At 68.5% G+C, this 17,578-nt stretch carries 15 protein-coding genes; 8 read left to right on the top strand and 7 right to left on the bottom strand.

Going from position 1 to position 17,578, the window contains the following annotated elements; all coding sequences use genetic code 11:
- The first annotated feature begins 247 nt into the window (after positions 1-247).
- Positions 248-1,648 carry an MGMT family protein gene (locus tag ACZ60Q_RS09885; RefSeq protein ID WP_469630909.1) on the top strand — a complete coding sequence of 467 codons (1,401 nt, stop codon included), beginning with the start codon at positions 248-250 and terminating at the stop codon, positions 1,646-1,648.
- 42 nt (positions 1,649-1,690) lie between these two features.
- Here the strand turns inward: ACZ60Q_RS09885 and metG are convergent, their stop codons facing one another.
- The 4 genes from metG to ACZ60Q_RS09865 form a co-directional block, all read right to left on the bottom strand.
- Positions 1,691-3,412 carry a methionine--tRNA ligase gene (gene metG / locus ACZ60Q_RS09880; protein ID WP_469630906.1) on the bottom strand — a complete coding sequence of 574 codons (1,722 nt, stop codon included), beginning with the start codon at positions 3,410-3,412 and terminating at the stop codon, positions 1,691-1,693.
- 437 nt (positions 3,413-3,849) lie between these two features.
- A complete protein-coding gene (locus tag ACZ60Q_RS09875; protein WP_469630903.1) occupies positions 3,850-5,355 on the bottom strand; it encodes a LacI family DNA-binding transcriptional regulator in 1,506 nt (501 codons plus the stop codon).
- Between the two features lie 30 nt (positions 5,356-5,385).
- Positions 5,386-5,736 (bottom strand): helix-turn-helix domain-containing protein, encoded by a 351-nt coding sequence (locus ACZ60Q_RS09870; RefSeq protein WP_469630900.1) that lies wholly within the window; start codon positions 5,734-5,736, stop codon positions 5,386-5,388.
- Between the two features lie 203 nt (positions 5,737-5,939).
- On the bottom strand, positions 5,940-6,191 hold the full coding sequence (locus ACZ60Q_RS09865) for a helix-turn-helix domain-containing protein (protein WP_469630898.1): 252 nt from the start codon (positions 6,189-6,191) through the stop codon (positions 5,940-5,942).
- 613 nt (positions 6,192-6,804) lie between these two features.
- On the opposite strand from ACZ60Q_RS09865, the gene ACZ60Q_RS09860 reads away from it, so the two are divergent.
- From ACZ60Q_RS09860 to ACZ60Q_RS09835, 6 genes are all read left to right on the top strand, one after another.
- A complete protein-coding gene (locus ACZ60Q_RS09860) occupies positions 6,805-7,722 on the top strand; it encodes a hypothetical protein (RefSeq protein ID WP_469630896.1) in 918 nt (305 codons plus the stop codon).
- Entirely contained in the window at positions 7,719-8,417 is a 699-nt protein-coding gene (locus ACZ60Q_RS09855) for an ATP-binding protein (protein ID WP_469630893.1), read from the top strand. The genes ACZ60Q_RS09860 and ACZ60Q_RS09855 overlap by 4 nt, the downstream gene beginning before the upstream one ends.
- Positions 8,418-8,515: 98 nt before the next feature.
- Positions 8,516-9,808, top strand: a complete 1,293-nt coding sequence (locus ACZ60Q_RS09850) for a hypothetical protein (protein WP_469630890.1) — start codon at positions 8,516-8,518, stop codon at positions 9,806-9,808.
- Positions 9,809-10,148: 340 nt separating this feature from the next.
- The gene (locus tag ACZ60Q_RS09845) at positions 10,149-10,637 is read left to right on the top strand and encodes a plasmid mobilization protein (RefSeq protein WP_469630887.1); all 489 of its coding nucleotides are present in this window, start codon (positions 10,149-10,151) and stop codon (positions 10,635-10,637) included.
- Entirely contained in the window at positions 10,634-12,373 is a 1,740-nt protein-coding gene (locus tag ACZ60Q_RS09840) for a relaxase/mobilization nuclease domain-containing protein (protein ID WP_469630884.1), read from the top strand. Before ACZ60Q_RS09845 ends, ACZ60Q_RS09840 begins: the two co-directional genes overlap by 4 nt.
- 52 nt (positions 12,374-12,425) lie before the next feature.
- Positions 12,426-12,860, top strand: coding sequence for a hypothetical protein (locus tag ACZ60Q_RS09835; protein WP_469630882.1), 435 nt, complete (start codon positions 12,426-12,428; stop codon positions 12,858-12,860).
- 244 nt (positions 12,861-13,104) lie between these two features.
- Here ACZ60Q_RS09835 and ACZ60Q_RS09830 read toward each other — a convergent pair whose 3' ends face one another.
- The gene (locus ACZ60Q_RS09830; RefSeq protein ID WP_469630879.1) at positions 13,105-13,953 is read right to left on the bottom strand and encodes an SPDY domain-containing protein; all 849 of its coding nucleotides are present in this window, start codon (positions 13,951-13,953) and stop codon (positions 13,105-13,107) included.
- Between the two features lie 92 nt (positions 13,954-14,045).
- Positions 14,046-14,399: an SPDY domain-containing protein gene (locus tag ACZ60Q_RS09825; RefSeq protein ID WP_469630876.1), complete on the bottom strand. Its 354-nt coding sequence runs from the start codon at positions 14,397-14,399 to the stop codon at positions 14,046-14,048.
- 929 nt (positions 14,400-15,328) lie between these two features.
- Between ACZ60Q_RS09825 and ACZ60Q_RS09820 the strand changes: the two genes are divergently transcribed.
- Positions 15,329-16,033, top strand: a complete 705-nt coding sequence (locus ACZ60Q_RS09820; protein WP_469630873.1) for a nucleotidyltransferase domain-containing protein — start codon at positions 15,329-15,331, stop codon at positions 16,031-16,033.
- A 135-nt stretch (positions 16,034-16,168) separates the two neighbouring features.
- On the opposite strand, the gene tyrS is transcribed toward ACZ60Q_RS09820, so the two are convergent.
- The gene (gene tyrS / locus ACZ60Q_RS09815) at positions 16,169-17,572 is read right to left on the bottom strand and encodes a tyrosine--tRNA ligase (RefSeq protein WP_469630870.1); all 1,404 of its coding nucleotides are present in this window, start codon (positions 17,570-17,572) and stop codon (positions 16,169-16,171) included.
- Between the last annotated feature and the right edge of the window lie 6 nt (positions 17,573-17,578).

Raw genomic sequence — 17,578 nt, 5'->3', positions numbered from 1 at the left:
ATCCCGCCACCCCGACAGCTGAAACACCAGGCCAGGGGCCTGATCCGCGAAAGCGGGTCAGGCCCCTGAGTGGTTTCTGGGGGCGTCTTGGGAGCCGTTTGGGAGCCGATCTCGGAATCCGGCTCCCCGTTGGCTCCCGAAGCAGTTCGGCATTTCGACGATTCGGCGAGATAGCCCTCGTAGAGGGACCCCGCCCGCGTACGCTCTGGGCGTCCAACGCACCGCGCCGGGCGCACGAGGGGGCATCGTGGATCATCTCTTCACCGTGGACGGCCGGACGGCCACGCCGATATCGCGCACCGGGCTCGCCGCCGAGAGCCTGCTGGAGCGGCAGCACCTCCAGGAATGGGTGATCGCCCATCCCCAGGTGCTCGGGGAGTCAGTGCTCGTGATCACCGCGGAGTACGACCGGTGGGCCGACACCGACGGAGTGCCGGCCCGCGACCGGCTGGACGTGCTCGGGTTGGATGAGACAGGGCGCCTCGTCGTGGTCGAGCTGAAGCGGGGGACAGCCGACCGGGACGTGCACCTCCAGGCGATCACCTACGCCGCCCTGGTGTCCCGCTTCGACCTCGACACCCTCACCCAGGCACACCGCGACTTCCTGTCGCGCAGGGGGCAGACCCTCGACATCGGCGCGTGCAGGCAGCGGCTGCTCGACCACGTGGACGGGGAGTGGAGCCCGGCGTTGCTCCAGCGGCCCCGGCAGGTGATCATCGCCGCCGACTTCCCCAAGCAGGTCACCCACTCCGTCGTCTGGCTTTCGGAGATGGGCATCGACATCGACCTCGTCCAGGTCGGCCTGTGGCGGGTGGAAGGGCATATCGTCGCCGGGTTCACCAAGGTCTATCCGACCCCGGAGGTCGAGGAGTTCACGCTCACCCCGACCCGGGTCGAAGGCGAGGCGGCGGCCAAGAAGCTGCAGGAACGCTCGCGTTCACGCAACGCCGTCCACGTGCTTGTCGGCGCGGGCCTGTTGCCTGATGGGACGAGGCTGCTAATGACACCGCGCCACGGTGTGACGGAAGCGATCCGCGCCGAGATCCGGGCGTGGGTGGCGCAGGACACCGGCCGGGCAGCCGCCACCTGGACCAATGACACCGCCAAGCCACTGGTCTGGGACGCGGACGGAGCCTCCTACTCCCCTACTGGGCTGGCCAACCACATCTTCACGAGCGTGACCGGACGCACCGCCGACGGCATACAGGGAACGACGTGGTGGGACGTGGATACCGCCCATGTGCCCGCCGACGTCGACCCCGACGCATGGGCCACGCTGGCAGGGTCCGACCTCACCGCTCTGGCCAGGCAGCTCAGCGGCACTCGCAAGGACTGGGCCGGGCTGCACACTCTGCTGAGCGGTGTCCCGGCTGGGCGATGGACCACCTACGGCGACCTGGCGGCGGCGGTCGGGAGCCATGCCGTCCCCATAGGTCAGCACCTCGGCACCTGCGGTCGATGCCCCAACCCCTGGCGCGTCCTCACGGCCGCCGGGAAGGTCAGCCCCGGCTTCCAGTGGCCCGACCCCTCGCGTACGGACACCGCCGCATCCCTCCTGATCAGGGAAGGCGTGCGCTTCGATGGGGACACCGCCGACCCGGACCAGCGCCTGCGCCAGGACGAGCTCCGACACGTCCTCGACGGCTGAGAGCCCTTCGAAGCCCTCAGCCCATCGTGACCGGTCCCTGGCTCAGGCGTCAGCGCCGCCGAAGCGCTCGCGGTAGGACTCCAGGTCCTCCTCCGTGATCTTCGCGAAGAGCACCGGCGGCACGGTGAACGGCGTGCCGGCCGGGACAGCGTCCAGGGACTTCGTCTGCTCGGCGGTCACCCAGGTCGCGGTGTCGTTCTCCAGGGCGAAGGCCCCGCGCATGGCGGCGGCCGAGGCCGGGGTGAACGGCTCGGAGACGACCGAGTAGAGGTGGATGAGGTTCATCGCCGTGCGCAGGGTCAGGGCCGCGCCGTCCGGGTCGGTCTTGATCTCCAGCCAGGGGGCCTTCTCCTCCAGGTAGGAGTTGCCCGCCGACCACAGGGCCCGCAGCGCGGCGCCGGCCTTGCGGTACTGGAGAGCGTCCATGTGCTCCTCGTACTCGGCCAGCAGCCGCGCGATCTCCTCGCCGAGCTTCGTCTCCGCCTCGCCGGCCGCCGCGCCTCCGGGAACCTCGTCGCCGAAGCGCTTGCGGGAGAAGGAGAGCACGCGGTTGACAAAGTTGCCGAGGGTGTCGGCCAGGTCCTTATTGACCGTGGCCGCGAAGTGCTCCCAGGTGAAGGAGGAGTCGTCCGACTCGGGGGCGTTGGCGATCAGGAAGTAGCGCCAGTAGTCGGCCGGGAGTGTCTCCAGCGCGGCGTCGGTGAAGATGCCGCGTTTCTGGGAGGTGGAGAACTTGCCGCCGTAGTAGGTCAGCCAGTTGAAGCCCTTGACGACGTCGACCTTCTTCCACGGTTCGCGGACACCGAGCTCGGTGGCGGGGAACATCACCGTGTGGAACGGGACGTTGTCCTTGGCCATGAACTGGGTGTAGCGGACCGTGTCGTCAGCCTCGTACCACCAGGACTTCCAGTCGCGCCTCTCGCTGTCCGGTGCGGCGTCCGCCCACTCCTTCGTCGCGCCGATGTACTCGATCGGGGCGTCGAACCAGACGTAGAAGACCTTGCCCTCGGCAGCCAGATCCGGCCAGGTGTCCGCCGGGACGGGCACGCCCCAGTCCAGGTCGCGGGTGATCGCCCGGTCGTGCAGGCCCTCGGTCAGCCACTTGCGGGCGATGGAGGAGGACAGCTGCGGCCAGTCGGCCTCGTGCCGCGCCACCCACGCCTCGACCTCGTGCTGGAGCTTCGACTGGAGCAGGAACAGGTGCTTGGTCTCGCGGACCTCCAGCTCCGTGGAGCCGCTGATCGCCGAGCGCGGGTCCAGCAGGTCGGTCGGGTCCAGGACGCGCGTGCAGTTCTCGCACTGGTCGCCGCGCGCCTTGTCGTAACCGCAGTGCGGACAGGTCCCCTCGACGTACCGGTCGGGGAGGAACCGGCCGTCGACCGGAGAGTACACCTGGCTGATCGCCCGCTCCTCGATGAAGCCGTTCTCCCACAGCTTCCGCGCGAAGTGCTGCGTGATCTCGGCGTTCTGCCGCGAGGAGCTGCGGCCGAAGTAGTCGAAGGCCAGCCCGAAGCCGTCGTACACGGCCTTCTGCGCGTCGTGGGCCTGCGCGCAGAACTCCGCCACCGACGTGCCGGCCGCCTTGGCCGCCAGCTCGGCGGGCGTCCCGTGCTCGTCGGTCGCACAGATGTACAGGACGTCGTGGCCGCGCTGGCGGAGGTACCGGGAGTACACATCCGCCGGAAGCATCGACCCGACCATGTTGCCCAGGTGCTTGATCCCATTGATGTAGGGAAGCGCGCTGGTTACCAGGTGTCGAGCCATCCTTGGATGCTCCATTTCGTACGTTGGGCGCCGGCGGCGGTGCCACGGCGGACCGAGGTCGGGAGGGCTCAGCAGGCGCGACCGCACAGGGGCGCTCAACCGTGTCACGCATGGTGACGGCCAGAGCTGCGAGCCGCCGCAATCGTAGGGCACCCGGGTGCCACTCCGCCGAGTCGTTTACCGTCGGCCGGGCCGTACGGAAACGCACTCGGCCGTCCGAGACAGGCGGCCAAGCGAGTCTCGGACGGCCGAGGCGGTCCTCATATTAGGGCCCGTATGTCCGTGGTTGCGCACCCCTTGTCCTCATGCGAGACCGAAGGGTGATTCATATGATCCGAGAAGCCTCTTCCAGCAGGCCAGGCGCTCCGGACCGGCGCCACCCTGCGAACAGCGAAGTCCGGGGGACTCTCACCGCCCAGACTTCGCCTCGGTCTGCGCTACCGGCGTACACGCAGGAGGGCGTCGAGCACGTGCACGGGCGAGGTGGGACTCATCGCCAGGCGGGCAGCGAGTGCTGCCTCCCACTGCTCGGTCAGGCCGAGCAGGAGGCGCTTGCGCATACCAGGGGTGACATGGGCATAGCGCGCCGAGACGGAGCCGTCGATGTGTCCCATGCGCTGGTCCATGAGGACCTTCTCGGTGCCGAGGTCCTCCATCACGGTCCTATGGGCGTGGCGCAGTCCGTGAGGCGTGAGACCCTTGGCGATCGGGAGCCAGCAGGCGTCAGCCCGTTGGCCGGCGCCCCGCCCTCGCGCGGGGACTCCTGGCCACGGCTCGCCGAGTAGCGGCACGGGTCGTGCCTCCTGCGGGGCCTTCTTCGGGTACCACCCCGATACCGCCGGGGTGAACAGCCACGTCGCGAAACCGTTCCTGCGCCAGTGGGCCGCAGGCTCCACCACCGCGCCGCCTCGTATGAACCCGAGGTCCGTGATGGCCTCCTCCACCCGCATTCGCGTCGCCTCAGCGACGCGATCGGGGTGGTTGAGGACGTTGGACACCGTCCCCGTGGAGACTTCGGCACGGCGTGCGACGTCGACGAGTTTCGCCCCGTGGTGGCCGCCCGTACGAGCCGTGCCCTGCCCGCGGAAGACGTAGGTCCTACCGTGGCAGGTGCAGGGCTTCGGCTTCGTGCGGGCGACATGGTTGGCGACCAAGGCGGACAGCCAGTCCACCGAGTCGAGGGTGCGATAGCTGTCGTCCTTGGGCGGGCAGCGCACCATCTCGCCCGAGTCGAGTTCGTACAGCTGCCATTCGACACGGACGGAGCCAGGTCGAGTGAACTCGGTCTCCAGGCCGACTATTTCGCCCCAGCGCATGCCGGTGTATCCCTTGAGGACGACGGCGACGAACTCGTCATCTCGGCCGGACAGCAGTGCTGCTCGTTCGGCGATCAACAGGATGCCGAGCGGATCGGTGACGACCTTCTCCGGGCCTCGGTCACGGGAGCGGCCCGCGCGCTTGCCCCGCCCACGCCGCCTGGTCGCCGGGTTCGACGTGATCAGCCCTTCGTCGATCGCGTCCTCGTAGATCAGGTGGAACGTCGAGCGCCAGGTCTTGACGCTGGAGGCCGCGTACAGAGCCCTTTCCTTCTTCTCCCACCGGTCGACGTCCGAGCGCAGGATGCCAGCGAGCGCATGGTCCCCGAAATCGGGAAGCAGGTGCTCTTCGATGTGGCGCTTGTAGTTCTGCATCGTCGATGCGGCCAGGTCCTGGGCCTCGTACCAGCGGCTCGCGTACTCGCCGAACGTCTCCTGGCCGAGTGCCGGGTCACGCCAGTCGCCGCGCCGGTACTTGTTCTCGGCCTCGCTCGCGGCGCGCTGAGCCTCGCCCTTGGTGGCGAACTTGATGGCCTTGCCCTGCTCGTCGACGACCGTGAGGTGCTTCCCAGGTGCGGTCTTGTACCGGCCACGCCAGTAGTTCGCGCGCTTCTCCGCGAAACCCACGCTCCTCCTCTCCCTTGGTACGCGGTCGTGTCAGGCGACGGTGCTGAACTGGCTCTGCCTGGCGCGGGCCGGAGGCCGCGCCCGCAGGCGGGTTGTGGGCACGGCACGCTGGGGCGCTTTCGCCTGCTGGGCGTCGGTCTTGGCGACGGTCCGAGCTGTGGCGGGCTGGTGTGCCCGTGCGGGCCGTTCCTCGTGGAGGCGGATGATCTCTGCGAGGTGTTCTGCGGTGAAGCGGTACGCGCGGCCGACCCGGGTGAAGGGGATCAGCCGCCGACGGGCCCTGTCCTTGACCCACCAGGCAGAGCAGCCGAGAACAGCAGCGATGTCCTCGGGACGGTAGAGGCGGGCCGGTGCTACGCCGGTGCCTGGCTGCTCAGCCATGCGAGATCGCCTCCTTCGCGGCACGGAGGCGGAACGGCAACGGGGCAGGGGGAATGGCCTCTCGGCGCAAGGAGGTTCCTTCTCTGGCGCGGCCGTGCGGAGACGGGTACGCCGGTCTTGGTGGTTCAGGTACGGGCGGGGTGGTGCGCGTAGCGGCTGCCGGGTGTTGGCCCACCCGGAGAGCGCTGTTGGGACTCGTTCCGCTAACTCGTCTCGGCGAGCAGGGCGAGCGGGGAGAGGCCGAGAGCAGCTGCGATGGCGACGAGATCGTCGACATCGCAGCGGCGCTGTCTGCATTCGATGCGGGACAGCATCGTGATGGTCATGGGCCGGCCGAGCGCGGTGACCTGTTCGGCCAGCTGGCGCTGGGCGAATCCGCGCGCTGTGCGGGCACGGGTAATGGCGCGGGCGGTCAGCACGCCGGCCGGACCAATTCCCAAAGGGCTTTCAGGCATGGGTCAGTTGTAGCTCTGCATTGCCGGTTTGGGTAACCGGCGATGTGCTGCTATGTTTCGCATCTTTTTTGTCAGATCTGACCCCCAGGCTCCTTGCGAGCGGCGCAACATAGACCGGAATTGGCAGATGACCAAATCACCTGATGCCCTCATGCTGGTAGCACCTACGTGGTCTCGACGTGGGCATCTTGCATCGCGCGCTCACCAGCGCCGCCCACGGATTCGCTTGCCAACTGCCCGATTTATGCAACTTCTTGGTTAACCGGCGATTCGGGTCTACCGTTTTAAGGAAGCCGCGCACGACACGTTCGCCGAGAGCTGTTTGCTTTCCCGGCGGAATGCTGGACTTGTGCGGGGAAGATGTGGCTGTCTTGGCCATGCGCCCGGAAACCCCTGCGGTTCCGAGCACATGAAGAAGCCCCCGGCGGGCCAACGCCGGGGGCCAAGAAGTCCCTACCGATATCGCCCGTACCTGAACGATCAAGACGGTGGCGGCCATAACGCCACCGGGTGAGGAACTGTGCATGCCCCAACAAGCTACTGCCTTCGTGGCCGTAGTCGCATCCCCGTCGCCGAACTCGCCTGCTCGGCCCACGAAGGCGGGGCGATAGACATGGCGCGGATACGCACCATCAAGCCGGAAGCCTTCATCTCCGAGTCGCTGGCCGCGGTGAGCGTCCATGCCGAGCGGACCTTCTTCGGCCTGCTTACGCAGGCGGACGACCACGGCCGCTTCCGCGACCAGGCCGCCGTCATCGCCGGCGCCCTGTGGTCCCTGCGCCCCGAGCACGGCCCGCTGGAGGTCGAGGACGACCTCACGCAGCTCGACAGTGCGGGTCTGATCTGCCGGTACGAAGGCGACGACGGCAAGCGGTACCTGCACATCGTCACCTGGGCCCGTCACCAGAAGATCAACCGGCCCAGCGGCAGCCGCTGCCCGGCCTGCCCGCGCCACCAGGGCAGCCGGTCGGACGAGGCGGCCTCGCCTGTTCACGGAGCCCTCCATGAACAGGCCGTGAGCCCTCACGGTGGACGCCCTGATGCGTCACGCGAATGCAGCGAGCCCTCCGTGAACCGGAAAACCGCAGGTCAGGGCAATTTCAGTGAGCCCTCACCACAACGCTGGGAGACTGCGGTGAGGACTCAGGGTCCGGATCTAGGACCTAGGATCCTGGATCTAGGATCACCTCCGGTGGGGAGCGCAAGCGCCCCCACGCCCCCTGCCGTCTCGGGTTCGGTCTCGGCCAAGGACCTGGTCGCCGAGCACGTCGCCGCATGCCAACACCGCCCGCCCAGCGACGTCCTCGGCCGCCTCGGCAAGGTGGTCAGCAAACTGCTCGGCGAGGGGTTGTCCCCCGACCACATCAGGGCCGGGATGGACCGCATGCGTACCAAGGGGCTGTCCGCTGGGCTGCTGCCGAGCCTGGTCGACGAGGCCATTAACGCTCCACGGGCAGCTGCCGCCCCGCACCGAGCATGGACCAACCCGGCGCCCGCTGGCGTCGAGGCGGCCTACGGGGGTCAGCTGTGACCACAGCCACCACCAGCCGGGAGCCGCGGCGCATGAACACCCTCGCCGCCCGCCTCGGCACGATCCTCGCCGATCGGGGCATCGATCCAACTACGTCACCTGCCGAGGCCCCTTCGGAACGGGTGACCGCGCTGGAGCTGGCCGCGGCCCGCATCCCACCCCGCTACCGCCACGCCCTCGCCGGCCACCAGCAGGTTGCCGCCTGGGTTGACGAGGTGGCCCTCGCCGCACGGCCCGGCCCGAGCGGCACCCGGGGCATCGCACTCGGACCGTCCCTGCTGATCGCCGGGCCCACCGGCACCGGCAAGACACACCAGGCGTACGGCGCGGTGCGCTCGCTGCTGACCGCCGGGGTACGGCTGCGGTGGGAGGCGGCCACCACAGCCGACCTGTACGCCCGCTTGCGCCCACGCCCCGGCCATGACGCCGAGCGCGACCTCGCCACCCTCAGCACCTGCCCGCTGCTGATCCTGGACGACCTCGGCGCAGCCAAGCAGTCGGAGTGGACCGAGGAGATCACGTACCGGCTGATCAACCGCCGCTACACCGACCTGCTCCCCACCCTCCTCACGACCAATCTGCCGACCGCCGCTCTCCGCGACGCCGTCGGCGACCGCGTCGCCTCCCGTCTCGCCGAGATGACCACCACCGTCGTCCTCACCGGCGCCGACCGCAGACGCCAGCTCTCCGCCTGACCGCACGGCGCGGCCCCGCACCAGCTCACCTTCACCACACCGCCCGTCCGCGCCCACGCCTGCCCACACGGCGCGGCGGGCCCTTTGGAGACCCCTGCATGACGGAGCTTGCAATGCCCGCACTCGGGCACTGGAACGCGATACCTGTCGCCCTCGCCGCCCTCCTGGCCACCTGCACAGTGCTGCTGGTCAGCTGGCTGATCTACCGACGCGCTCCCCGAAACCACGCCAAGCGACAGCCCGGAACACCCGCGGTCAGGGTCGCCGCACTGGCCGCGGTCGGATGCACTGCCTACAGCGCCGACACCAGCTGGCGGTTCGCCGCCGACTACCTCGACATGAGCGGCACCACCGAGCGCACCGCGATGTTCGCCGCCGCGGAACTCGCCCTCTTCGCCACGGCCCTGCTGGCGCGGCAGAACCTGCACGGCCCCAAGCGAGCACCCGGCCTGCCCGGCGTCCTGACCTGGGTGATCACCGCTGTACAGGTGATCCCCGCGTACGCCGAGTCGGGTGTGGTCGGCGGCACGGTGCGGGCCTTCGTGGGACCGGTCATGGCCGCGCTGCTGTGGCATCAGGCCATGGGCATCGAACTGCGCATCCGCACGCCCGAGGCGGCCTCCCACAGCGTCCTCGCCCGGATAGGTCGCGAAGTACGCGAACGCGGCCTCTCGCGCCTTGGGATCGCCGAACACGATCGTGACGCCGCGCAGATCAGCCGCGACCGTGCCACCCGCAGGGCCGTCGCCCTGGCCGCGCACCTTGCGGAGCGAACCCCGAAGCAGCGCGCCGGCTGGCGAGGCCGGCGAACCGCGCGACGGCTTTCCCGCGCCGTCGCCCAAGCGTCTGTGGGAATCGACCAGCGCCAGCGCGAAGTGCTGCTGCACCAGCTTGCCGTCCGCCGTCACGCGACAGAGCTGGCCACGATCGAACTGCCTTCGCCTTGGTACGCCTTCACTCCGAACGAAGGCGCCATGCGCCACGTCGAGACGACTCCGCGGCGCAGCCGATCGGGTGCAGGTTTCGACTTGACGAGCGAGGAAGCCGGGGAGCACGCCGACTCCAACCTTCGTCTTGAGTCCCTGCCTCCCCGATCCGTGCAGAACCAACTTCCCCTGCACGATTCGGTCCCCACCCGCGAGACCACAGAGCCGTCCCGCGAGGACGACGTCCCTGCGGCGCAACGCTACGGACGTCCTCCCGGTGCCGAGATGGACGAACTCCTCGCGATCGGCCGCGCGGCCATCGCCATGCACGGAACAGTCACCCGCGCCGTGCTACGAAACGCCATCCGCGAGGCCGACCTCCCCATCTCCGAGAACCGGCTCACAGAACTCAAGGCCCTCCTGGTGGCAGAGCAAGGTTGCGAGACCACCGTCCCCACGGGCTGACCGGATATCCGGTCAGCCCTGAACGTCGAACGGGGGCCGTGGGACCAGCACCCCGTCTGGTCCCACGGCCCCGCCCCATTGGCACCGCTTGACCAGGCACTCACGGCCCTCCCTCGCGACTCACCGCTCGAACCAGCGTGCGTTGGGGACGCTGCCCGTACGTCGACCTGGTCCGCTGCCCTCTCCCCTCAACCAGGAGCTGCTCTCCATGCAGGATTCGTGCACCCACAGCCCAGGGCATCAGAACGCGCCCCAAGCCACGCCAGCCCAAAGCGGAGCAAGTTGGAGGTTCGGACACTCCCCCGCAGGGGGAGCGTCCGAACCCAGCCCCGCCCCGGGGGTGGCGGGGTCCGACCAGCGCCAGGGGGCGCCGGACGGAAAGGCTGCGACCGAGGGCGGATCGCAGCCAACAACGGCCGTCCGTAAACGCCGCCCCAAGGGAAAATCGCGACCGCGCGACAAGAAGCAGCGTCCCGCCCAGAGCGTCCGGCTCAACGAACGCGAACACACAGTCATCCAGGCCGGCGCCGACGCCGTCGGCATGAGCGTCGCCGGGTTCCTCGCCCACTCCGCCTTGGCCGCCGCCCGCGACCAGACCCGCACCGCCGCAACCATCGCCGCCGACCAGGACATCCTCACCGAGCTCTTCGCCACCGGACGCAAGCTCGGCTGGGCCGGCAGCAACCTCAACCAGATGACCAAGGCCCTCAACTCCGGCGGCGATATCGCCCGCATTGAGGAGACCCTCGCCGCCGTCCGCCACGCGGCCACCGCGACCAGGGCGGCCGTCGAGCGGATCAACAACAGGCAGAAAGACGAGACCGCTTGATCCCCCGCATCCACAAGCAAGGCAGCAGCACCTGCGGGCTGCTCAACTACCTCTACGGCAAGGGCACCCGCGAGGAGCACGTCGACCCGCACCTGGTCGCCTCCTTCGACTCCATGGCCCCTGACCCCGGCCGCGACCCCTCCGCGACGAAAGAGGATCTCCAGCGGCTTCTCGACCAGCCACTGCACCTGCTCGACGAAGGCCAGCGACCCGACCAGCACGTGTGGCACTGCTCCGTACGCGCAGCAGGCACCGACCGCATTCTGAGCGACGAGGAGTGGGGCGACATCGCCCACCGCATCGTGGCCGCCACCGGCATCGACCCCGGCGGCGTAGATGACGCCGGGTGCCGGTGGGCCGCCGTCCGTCACTCCGACGACCACATCCACATCATCGCCACCCTCGTACGCGAGGACGGCCGCCGCCCCGACCACCACCGCTCCGGCCAACGCGCACAAGCCGCTGCCCGCCTCATCGAAGCCGACTACGACCTGCACCGTGTCGCCCCCGGCGACGGCACCGCGGCCAAGCGCCCCACCAGCGCCGAGCGCCACAAGGCCGAACGGCAAGGACGAGAGCGCACGGCGAGGGAGAAGCTGCGCGAGACCGTACGCACTGCCTCGGCCGGCGCTGCCTCCACGGATGAGTTCTTCGACCGTCTGGCCGCCGACGGTCTGCTGATCCACAAGCGGATCGCACCGTCGGGCGACCTGCTCGGCTACAAGGTCGCGCTGCCTGACGACCGTAACAAGGACGACGAGCCGGTCTTCTACTCCGGCTCCACACTCGCACCCGACCTGTCCCTGCCTCGCATACGCGAACGCTGGGCCCTTCACGCGGAGGCGGTCACCGAGGGCGAGCGTGAGCCGGTGCAGCCCGCTCTACCGCCTGTGACCCATCCCGCGTTCGCTCGGCGCCGGGCTGCTGCTGCCACCTGGCAGGCTCTGCTGATCATTGATCACGGTGACGACGGCATGGCAGCAGCGCAGATCGCCGCGGCAGGAGAAGTCCTGGACGCGCTCGCCAAGACCTCTGCCGCCCATACCCGCGCTGAACTCCGGCAGGCGGCCTTCGCGTTCGAGCGAGCCAGCCGCTCCCACATCCGTGCCGTACGCGGGCATGACCACGCCCTGCGACAGGCCGCGCACGATCTCGTCCACAGCGGCCCCGCCCTCGGCCGCGGCGAAGACGGAGCCACCACGGCGATGGTCATCGACATGGCCGTCTTCCTCGCCATCACCGCGGCCAACTGGCACGCCAAGAAGCACCACGGCCAGCAAGCCGCTGCGGCCCGGCAAGCCGCCGAGCACCTGCACGCCGCCTACCAGGCCGCCGCAGCCCACCCCATCGCCGCCCTCCGCCAACGTGGCCAGCGTCTGACGCCTCGGATCCGGCAGCGGCACGCCGATCTCCTGCACCACGCGCTGCCGGAGCTCGCGGATCGAATCCAGGGCGAGCCCGGCTGGCCCGCCTTGTCCGCCACACTCGCCGACGCCCGGCAGGCAGGCCACGACCCGGCCGCACTGCTCGCCGAAGCCACCCGACGTCGCGAGCTCGACACCGCCGACTCCATCAGCGACGTCCTCGTCTGGCGCCTGCGCCGAAGCGCCCATCTGCCTGCCGCACCCGAAAGCCCTCCGGCGGCGTCCACCCGAGACAGCTGGCACGCCTCGCCGTCAAACCCCGCCACACCACCGGCGGCCAGGGCAGCGAACCACTCGAGCCGTCGGCCCTGACCCGGAAAGCGGGCGCAACATAGCCGACGATCGCCGGTTAGCCAAACCGGCGATGCTCCAGACCATTGATGTACCCCAACCGATCCACGAGGAGCACGACACCTGCATGGCCAATCCCGACTTCAATCCCTGGATTTTCGCCCTTCTCTGCGACTCGGACTTCCAGCCCCGAAAAGACACCGGCACGTGGTCCCACCGCGACGGTCGCCCGTTCAGCAAGGAGGAACAGGCCCTTGCCGACAGTGCAACCCGCGCCGAAGTCGAAGAGCTGAGTGCGCAGCACACGCGGTACATGAAGTACGTGCGTGAGATATGCGACGCCCCTGACGTCACACAGCGCTTTCTTGCCCCGTTCATGGAGCGGCTCACCGAGAAGAAGCTCGGTAACGCAGTCGAGCTCATGAGCGAGGACGAAATGGCGGAGTTCAATCGCCTGTTGGCCCTCGCGGACGAACCGATACGTCCGTTCACCCCTTACGCCTTCTGACACCGGGTGTGTCACTCACCGGCCGGAGCAAGAAGCTGACCAGGCGGAGCCTCGCCCTCCCGGTAGTCGCAGTCAAGGAAGGTCACACAGGAACCGTCTCTCCCCGATGCTCACGAGCTGACACCGCATCCAGCACATGCGCCAGCCCGCCCCGGTAACTGTCCGCCAGACACAGAAGCTGCCGCTGCAGCGCGAAGCCGGGCCTCCCGAACGGAGGCCCGGCTTCATCGCGCGGGAGTACTGCTCAGCAGGCAGGGGCACACAGGAGCCGGTCGCGTGAGCTCTCCGGCAACACCCGGCGTAGAACCGGTGCGGTGGAGCTGAGCGAGGAGGCGAACGCGGCAACGAGGCCGTGCGGCACGCTGGAACTGAACGATGCAGCCCACAAGCACGGAGCACCCGCGCCGAGCTCGGCCCACGCCTGCCAACCCGCCACCCCTGGCACATCGCCCTCGACGACCAGGGCACAGGGATCGGCATCCTGGATGAGCGGTGGCAGCTCGCCAAGGCCGAGGCGTGCGGTGAAGGTGGGATGCATCGCCGCCGCATGCGGTTGGTCGGCGTCGCGGAGCCAACCATGCGCGGAGGCCGCATCGAGAACGGTCTCGGGACTGGCGGCCGCGTCGGTGGGCTCACCGCATACATCGAGCGCGAGAAGGAAGTCGGCGATGGCCTCGCCGGGGATGCCGGAGGTGAAGTAGGCGGACCAGTCCGCGAGCGACCTGCTCGCATCCGAGCGGGCAGAGATCTGCCACGCGATCGGCAGCCCCCCGAGGTGAAACGGCTCGTCCGACAGCGTCCATTGAGCCCACCGACGGGCGTCGGGACTGATGTGCAGGACAGTGCTGCGCAGGACCTGGCGGTCCTCCAGCGACTCGTCGAGCTCACGTCGCCCGCGGACCGTTGTCAGGCTTGTCCAGCCGAAGCCGGCGAGAGTGTCCGCGACGACGTCGTAGAGACATCCGTCGTCGCCGGCCAGGTGCCGGGGGCCGACCCAGTACGCAGGCAGTGCGCCCTGGTTCGGGGTGGACGGGTTGAGCTGAGGGTTGGGATACAGGGCGCCTCCAAGGGCTGGGTACGGGGCTACTGACATCGTCTTGCTTCCGGGTAGTCGGCTGGCGGGCTCGGATCGCCACCCGTCCATGAGCCAGGCGGAGCCGAGTCGGCTGACGCCGACTGCCCTGCCTACCGAGAATGGGCGGTTTCCAGCACGCGCGTCACAGTGGCGGCGACGATGTCGGCCGGCGTCTCGGCGTCGAAGGAGATGCTGTAGCCAGGCACCTTCGTGGTACCGGTGACGGCGATCTTCCAGCCTTCGCCGTCACCCCCAGGGCGGCCGAGCGGAAACCAGCCCAAGTAGAACCGGCCGTCCTTCGAATTGACGTGGACGTCAGCACGGTCGTCCACAACCACGTGGAAATCCTCGGCAGAGAACTGATCCATCACGAGCGTGGGCTGGCCCGGGCCAAGCTGCCAGGTGCGCAATTTCAGGGACTCGGCGGCGGTGGAGAAACCGGAGCTCGTGGATGCGAAGGTCACGGCGAATACCTCTCTGACCTGGGGTTCCGGAAGGTCGTCTACGTTGACATCCGTCTGCACTCTCTGGCCAGTCCTTCGCGATTCTTTCCTGTCTGCCCCCGGCGAACTGGTGGCCTGTGGCATAGAAACTGGACCTTTGGCCATCCAAGTTGGACTGCTCGCAGGTACTCCCGCACCCGGGGCCCGCACATCAGTGATCAAGAGGGAGGGGGGTAGCCGCTGGGCATGGGGCAATGGTGGAGACGACTCGGCGCCGCGGCGGCGACGGGAGTCGTGATGAGCACTGTCATGACGTGGGTGGGCGACATGCCGTGGGGATGGGACTTCGCGGCCCGATGTCTACTCATCTCGGCGGCTTACGCGGTGCTGGGGCCCTTGGTAGCACGGTCTCGGCGGCATGCTGAGGAGCAGGATCGCCACCACATGCGAGCCATCCGGGAAGCGCGGCGCGACCGGCGCTGACCCACGCCCTCGGGCAGCCAGTCGCAACAATCGCGGTCATGACATCGATGCCGAATATCTTCCACCAGGCCCTGCAGACTGCACTGGCCAGCCGGGAGACGATCCTCTCCCTGCATCCGATCAGGCCGACGCCGACGGTCCGTGGGGCCAGGGGCCCGCGTCGACCTACCTGCCTCTGGACGAGAAAATCATCAAGGCACGCCCTGCCGTGCCGAGCTCGCGGCGCTCCGGCCCTGCTGGAAGGCCGAATCCCGTACTGACAAGCGGGACCGCTCCATGACGGAGACGGCAGGAGCCAGCTGATCCTCTGGTCGGCGCACCTGTGCGAGGAACCGGAGCGCAGGCGCCGGACCTTCCAAGAGCGCATGCACTTCACCGCGCATCGGCAGCCACTCGCCGACGTTGGAAATCCATATGCCTGAAGAAATCCCGGTGCGCACGACGGACAGAGTGCTGATAGTTGCTGCATGGATGCGATCGCCACCGCGCGTGCCGTTGTAGAAGAACACCACCCTGACGCTCAGGCTGCGTTCCTGGGCGGCAGCGTTGTGACGGCCCGCCGCACGCCGATGTCTGACCTCGATATCGTGGTGATCCTCCGCGGATCCCCAGCCCCATACCGGGCGAGCTTCCGGAGCGGTGAGTGGCTGGTGGAGATGTTCGTGCACACCGAAGCGACCTGGCACTCGTACGTCGACCGAGAAGTACGCAAGCGCCGGTCGCCGCTGCTCTGGATGTGTTCGGACGGGATCCTTCTCCTCGACAAGGATGGCACCGGGGCGCACCTCGCCGCTGAGGCCCGAAAGCTGACCGCTGCAGGGCCACCTGCGGCGTCGGCCGAAGAGATCGATGACCGCAGATACGCGATCACCGACCTCCTCGATGACCTCGCGGGGAGCGCCGAACAGGGCGAACGGTTGTTCATTGCCACCGAACTGGTACGACGCAGCGCCGAGTTAGCGCTGACCGCTGGCGAGTCCTGGAACGGGGGCGGGAAGTGGCTGGCCCGCCGCCTCAAGCCCACAGCGCCGGGGCTCGATATGCGCCTGCACGATGGTCTGCGTGACGTATTGGCGGGCCGGGTTGAGCCCCTGACGGCAGTCGTGGACGAGGTGCTGGAGCAGGTCGGCGGCCGTCTGTGGGTCGGCTACCAGCGCGGTGGAACTCCATGAACGAGCTCGCTGCACGGCGGCAGACTCCGGCGGAGTGGGCCCGCATCGAGCGAATGCCGCTCAGCCTCACGGTGTCGCACTGCGGCCCACAATCCGGCGCCGGCCCACCGATGTGGGCCGGCGCCGCACTCAATCTCAGGCGTCGATGCGGGCCACCTTGCGGCCCACCTTGAGGTACAGCTCGACGCCGTCGAGTGCACCGACCTCGCTCACCACTGCGCCGAGCGCCTGCTGGACGGATGCCTCCGTGAGCTGAGTGGTCTGCTGCTCTCCGTCGGCCTCACGGATGAGACGCAGGCCCTTCTGCTGCGCCACACGGCGAACAGCGGAGATGCTGGGGGCGAAGTCCAGCGTGCGGCTGATCAGGGCCCCGAGGGTGTCCTCGGCGTGCTCCTTCAGAGATACGACGGGGAGGTTCTGAGTGTCCCCGAAGGACCGCTTGGAGAAGCGGGCCGTGAACTCCGCGCGGGCGGCGGCCGCAACGTCCGGGCCGTGGAGCGCGGACACCACCTCACCGGCCAGGATGCGCTTGACGGCCATCGGGTGCGCGGTCCCCTCCTCCAAGCGCTTGGTCACCACGCGGATCTCGTCGTCCGTCCACTCCGTGAGGAGCTGGAGGTACGGCTCGGTCAGGTGGTCAGGGATGGACATCAGCCGACCGTAGACATCATCGGGCGTAGCCGTCAGGCCGACGTAGTTGCCCTTGCTCTTGCTCATCTTGGAGCCCGTGCCGTCGGTTCCTTCGATGAGCGGGGTGGTGATGACGACCTCGGGCGTCTGCTCCGAGATCTCCATGACCTTGCGGCACATCTGGAGATTCAGCAGCTGGTCGACTCCGCCCAGTTCGACGTCAGCCGTGATGGCCACGGAGTCCATCGCCATGACGACGGAGTAGACGAACTCGGCGATGGACAGGCCCTGCCCCTCAGCGATCCGGGTACGGAAGTCCTCACGCTGGAGCGACATGGAGACGGGTACTCGGGCGAGGATCTCGACGAGTTGCGGGAGGCTTACCTTGTTGAGCCACTCACCGTTGAAACGCAGGTCGGCACGCTCGAAGTCGATGAACGGGGTGACCTGCTGCTGGTACGTGCTCAGATTGCGGGCGATGTGCTCGTCCGTGAGAGCCGGTCGTTCCGAGGAGCGGCCTGAGGGGTCACCGATCTTCGCAGTCACGTCGCCGATGATGAAGACGACATGGTGGCCCATGCGCTGCAGCCGGCTGGCGATGATGATCGGCACCGCGTGGCCGAGGTGAACATCGGGCGAGGTCGGGTCGATGCCGTACTTGATGACGAACTGGCGCCCCTCCGTCCGCGCGGCTTCGATCTTCTCGGCGAGTACCGCGGCCGAAGGGATGAGGTTGATGGCGCGCCCCTCGACCAGCGCGGCCTGCTCCTGGGGGGAGAGGTCGGAGAGGTCCAGGGAGCGCCGGGCTGTTGTCTCGTCGAGCAGCTGCGAGACCGTATAGTCCGCGCCCAGGTCCGCTCCATCGAGGATGTGCATGACACTGGTGACGGACCCACTCAAACGGCTCATGGCGCG

Source organism: Streptomyces sp. NPDC104313, assembly GCF_055583985.1.
This window is presented reverse-complemented; position numbering and strand designations above follow the sequence as displayed.

Bases quoted from the DNA above. Each gene is read 5' to 3' on its own strand.
- metG (WP_469630906.1), bottom strand. From the start codon at position 3,412: ATGGCTCGACACCTGGTAACCAGCGCGCTTCCCTACATCAATGGGATC.
- ACZ60Q_RS09870 (WP_469630900.1), bottom strand. From the start codon at position 5,736: ATGGCTGAGCAGCCAGGCACCGGCGTAGCACCGGCCCGCCTCTACCGT.
- ACZ60Q_RS09865 (WP_469630898.1), bottom strand. From the start codon at position 6,191: ATGCCTGAAAGCCCTTTGGGAATTGGTCCGGCCGGCGTGCTGACCGCC.
- ACZ60Q_RS09860 (WP_469630896.1), top strand. From the start codon at position 6,805: ATGGCGCGGATACGCACCATCAAGCCGGAAGCCTTCATCTCCGAGTCG.
- ACZ60Q_RS09850 (WP_469630890.1), top strand. From the start codon at position 8,516: ATGACGGAGCTTGCAATGCCCGCACTCGGGCACTGGAACGCGATACCT.
- ACZ60Q_RS09835 (WP_469630882.1), top strand. From the start codon at position 12,426: ATGCTCCAGACCATTGATGTACCCCAACCGATCCACGAGGAGCACGAC.
- ACZ60Q_RS09830 (WP_469630879.1), bottom strand. From the start codon at position 13,953: ATGTCAGTAGCCCCGTACCCAGCCCTTGGAGGCGCCCTGTATCCCAAC.
- ACZ60Q_RS09820 (WP_469630873.1), top strand. From the start codon at position 15,329: ATGGATGCGATCGCCACCGCGCGTGCCGTTGTAGAAGAACACCACCCT.
- tyrS (WP_469630870.1), bottom strand. From the start codon at position 17,572: ATGAGCCGTTTGAGTGGGTCCGTCACCAGTGTCATGCACATCCTCGAT.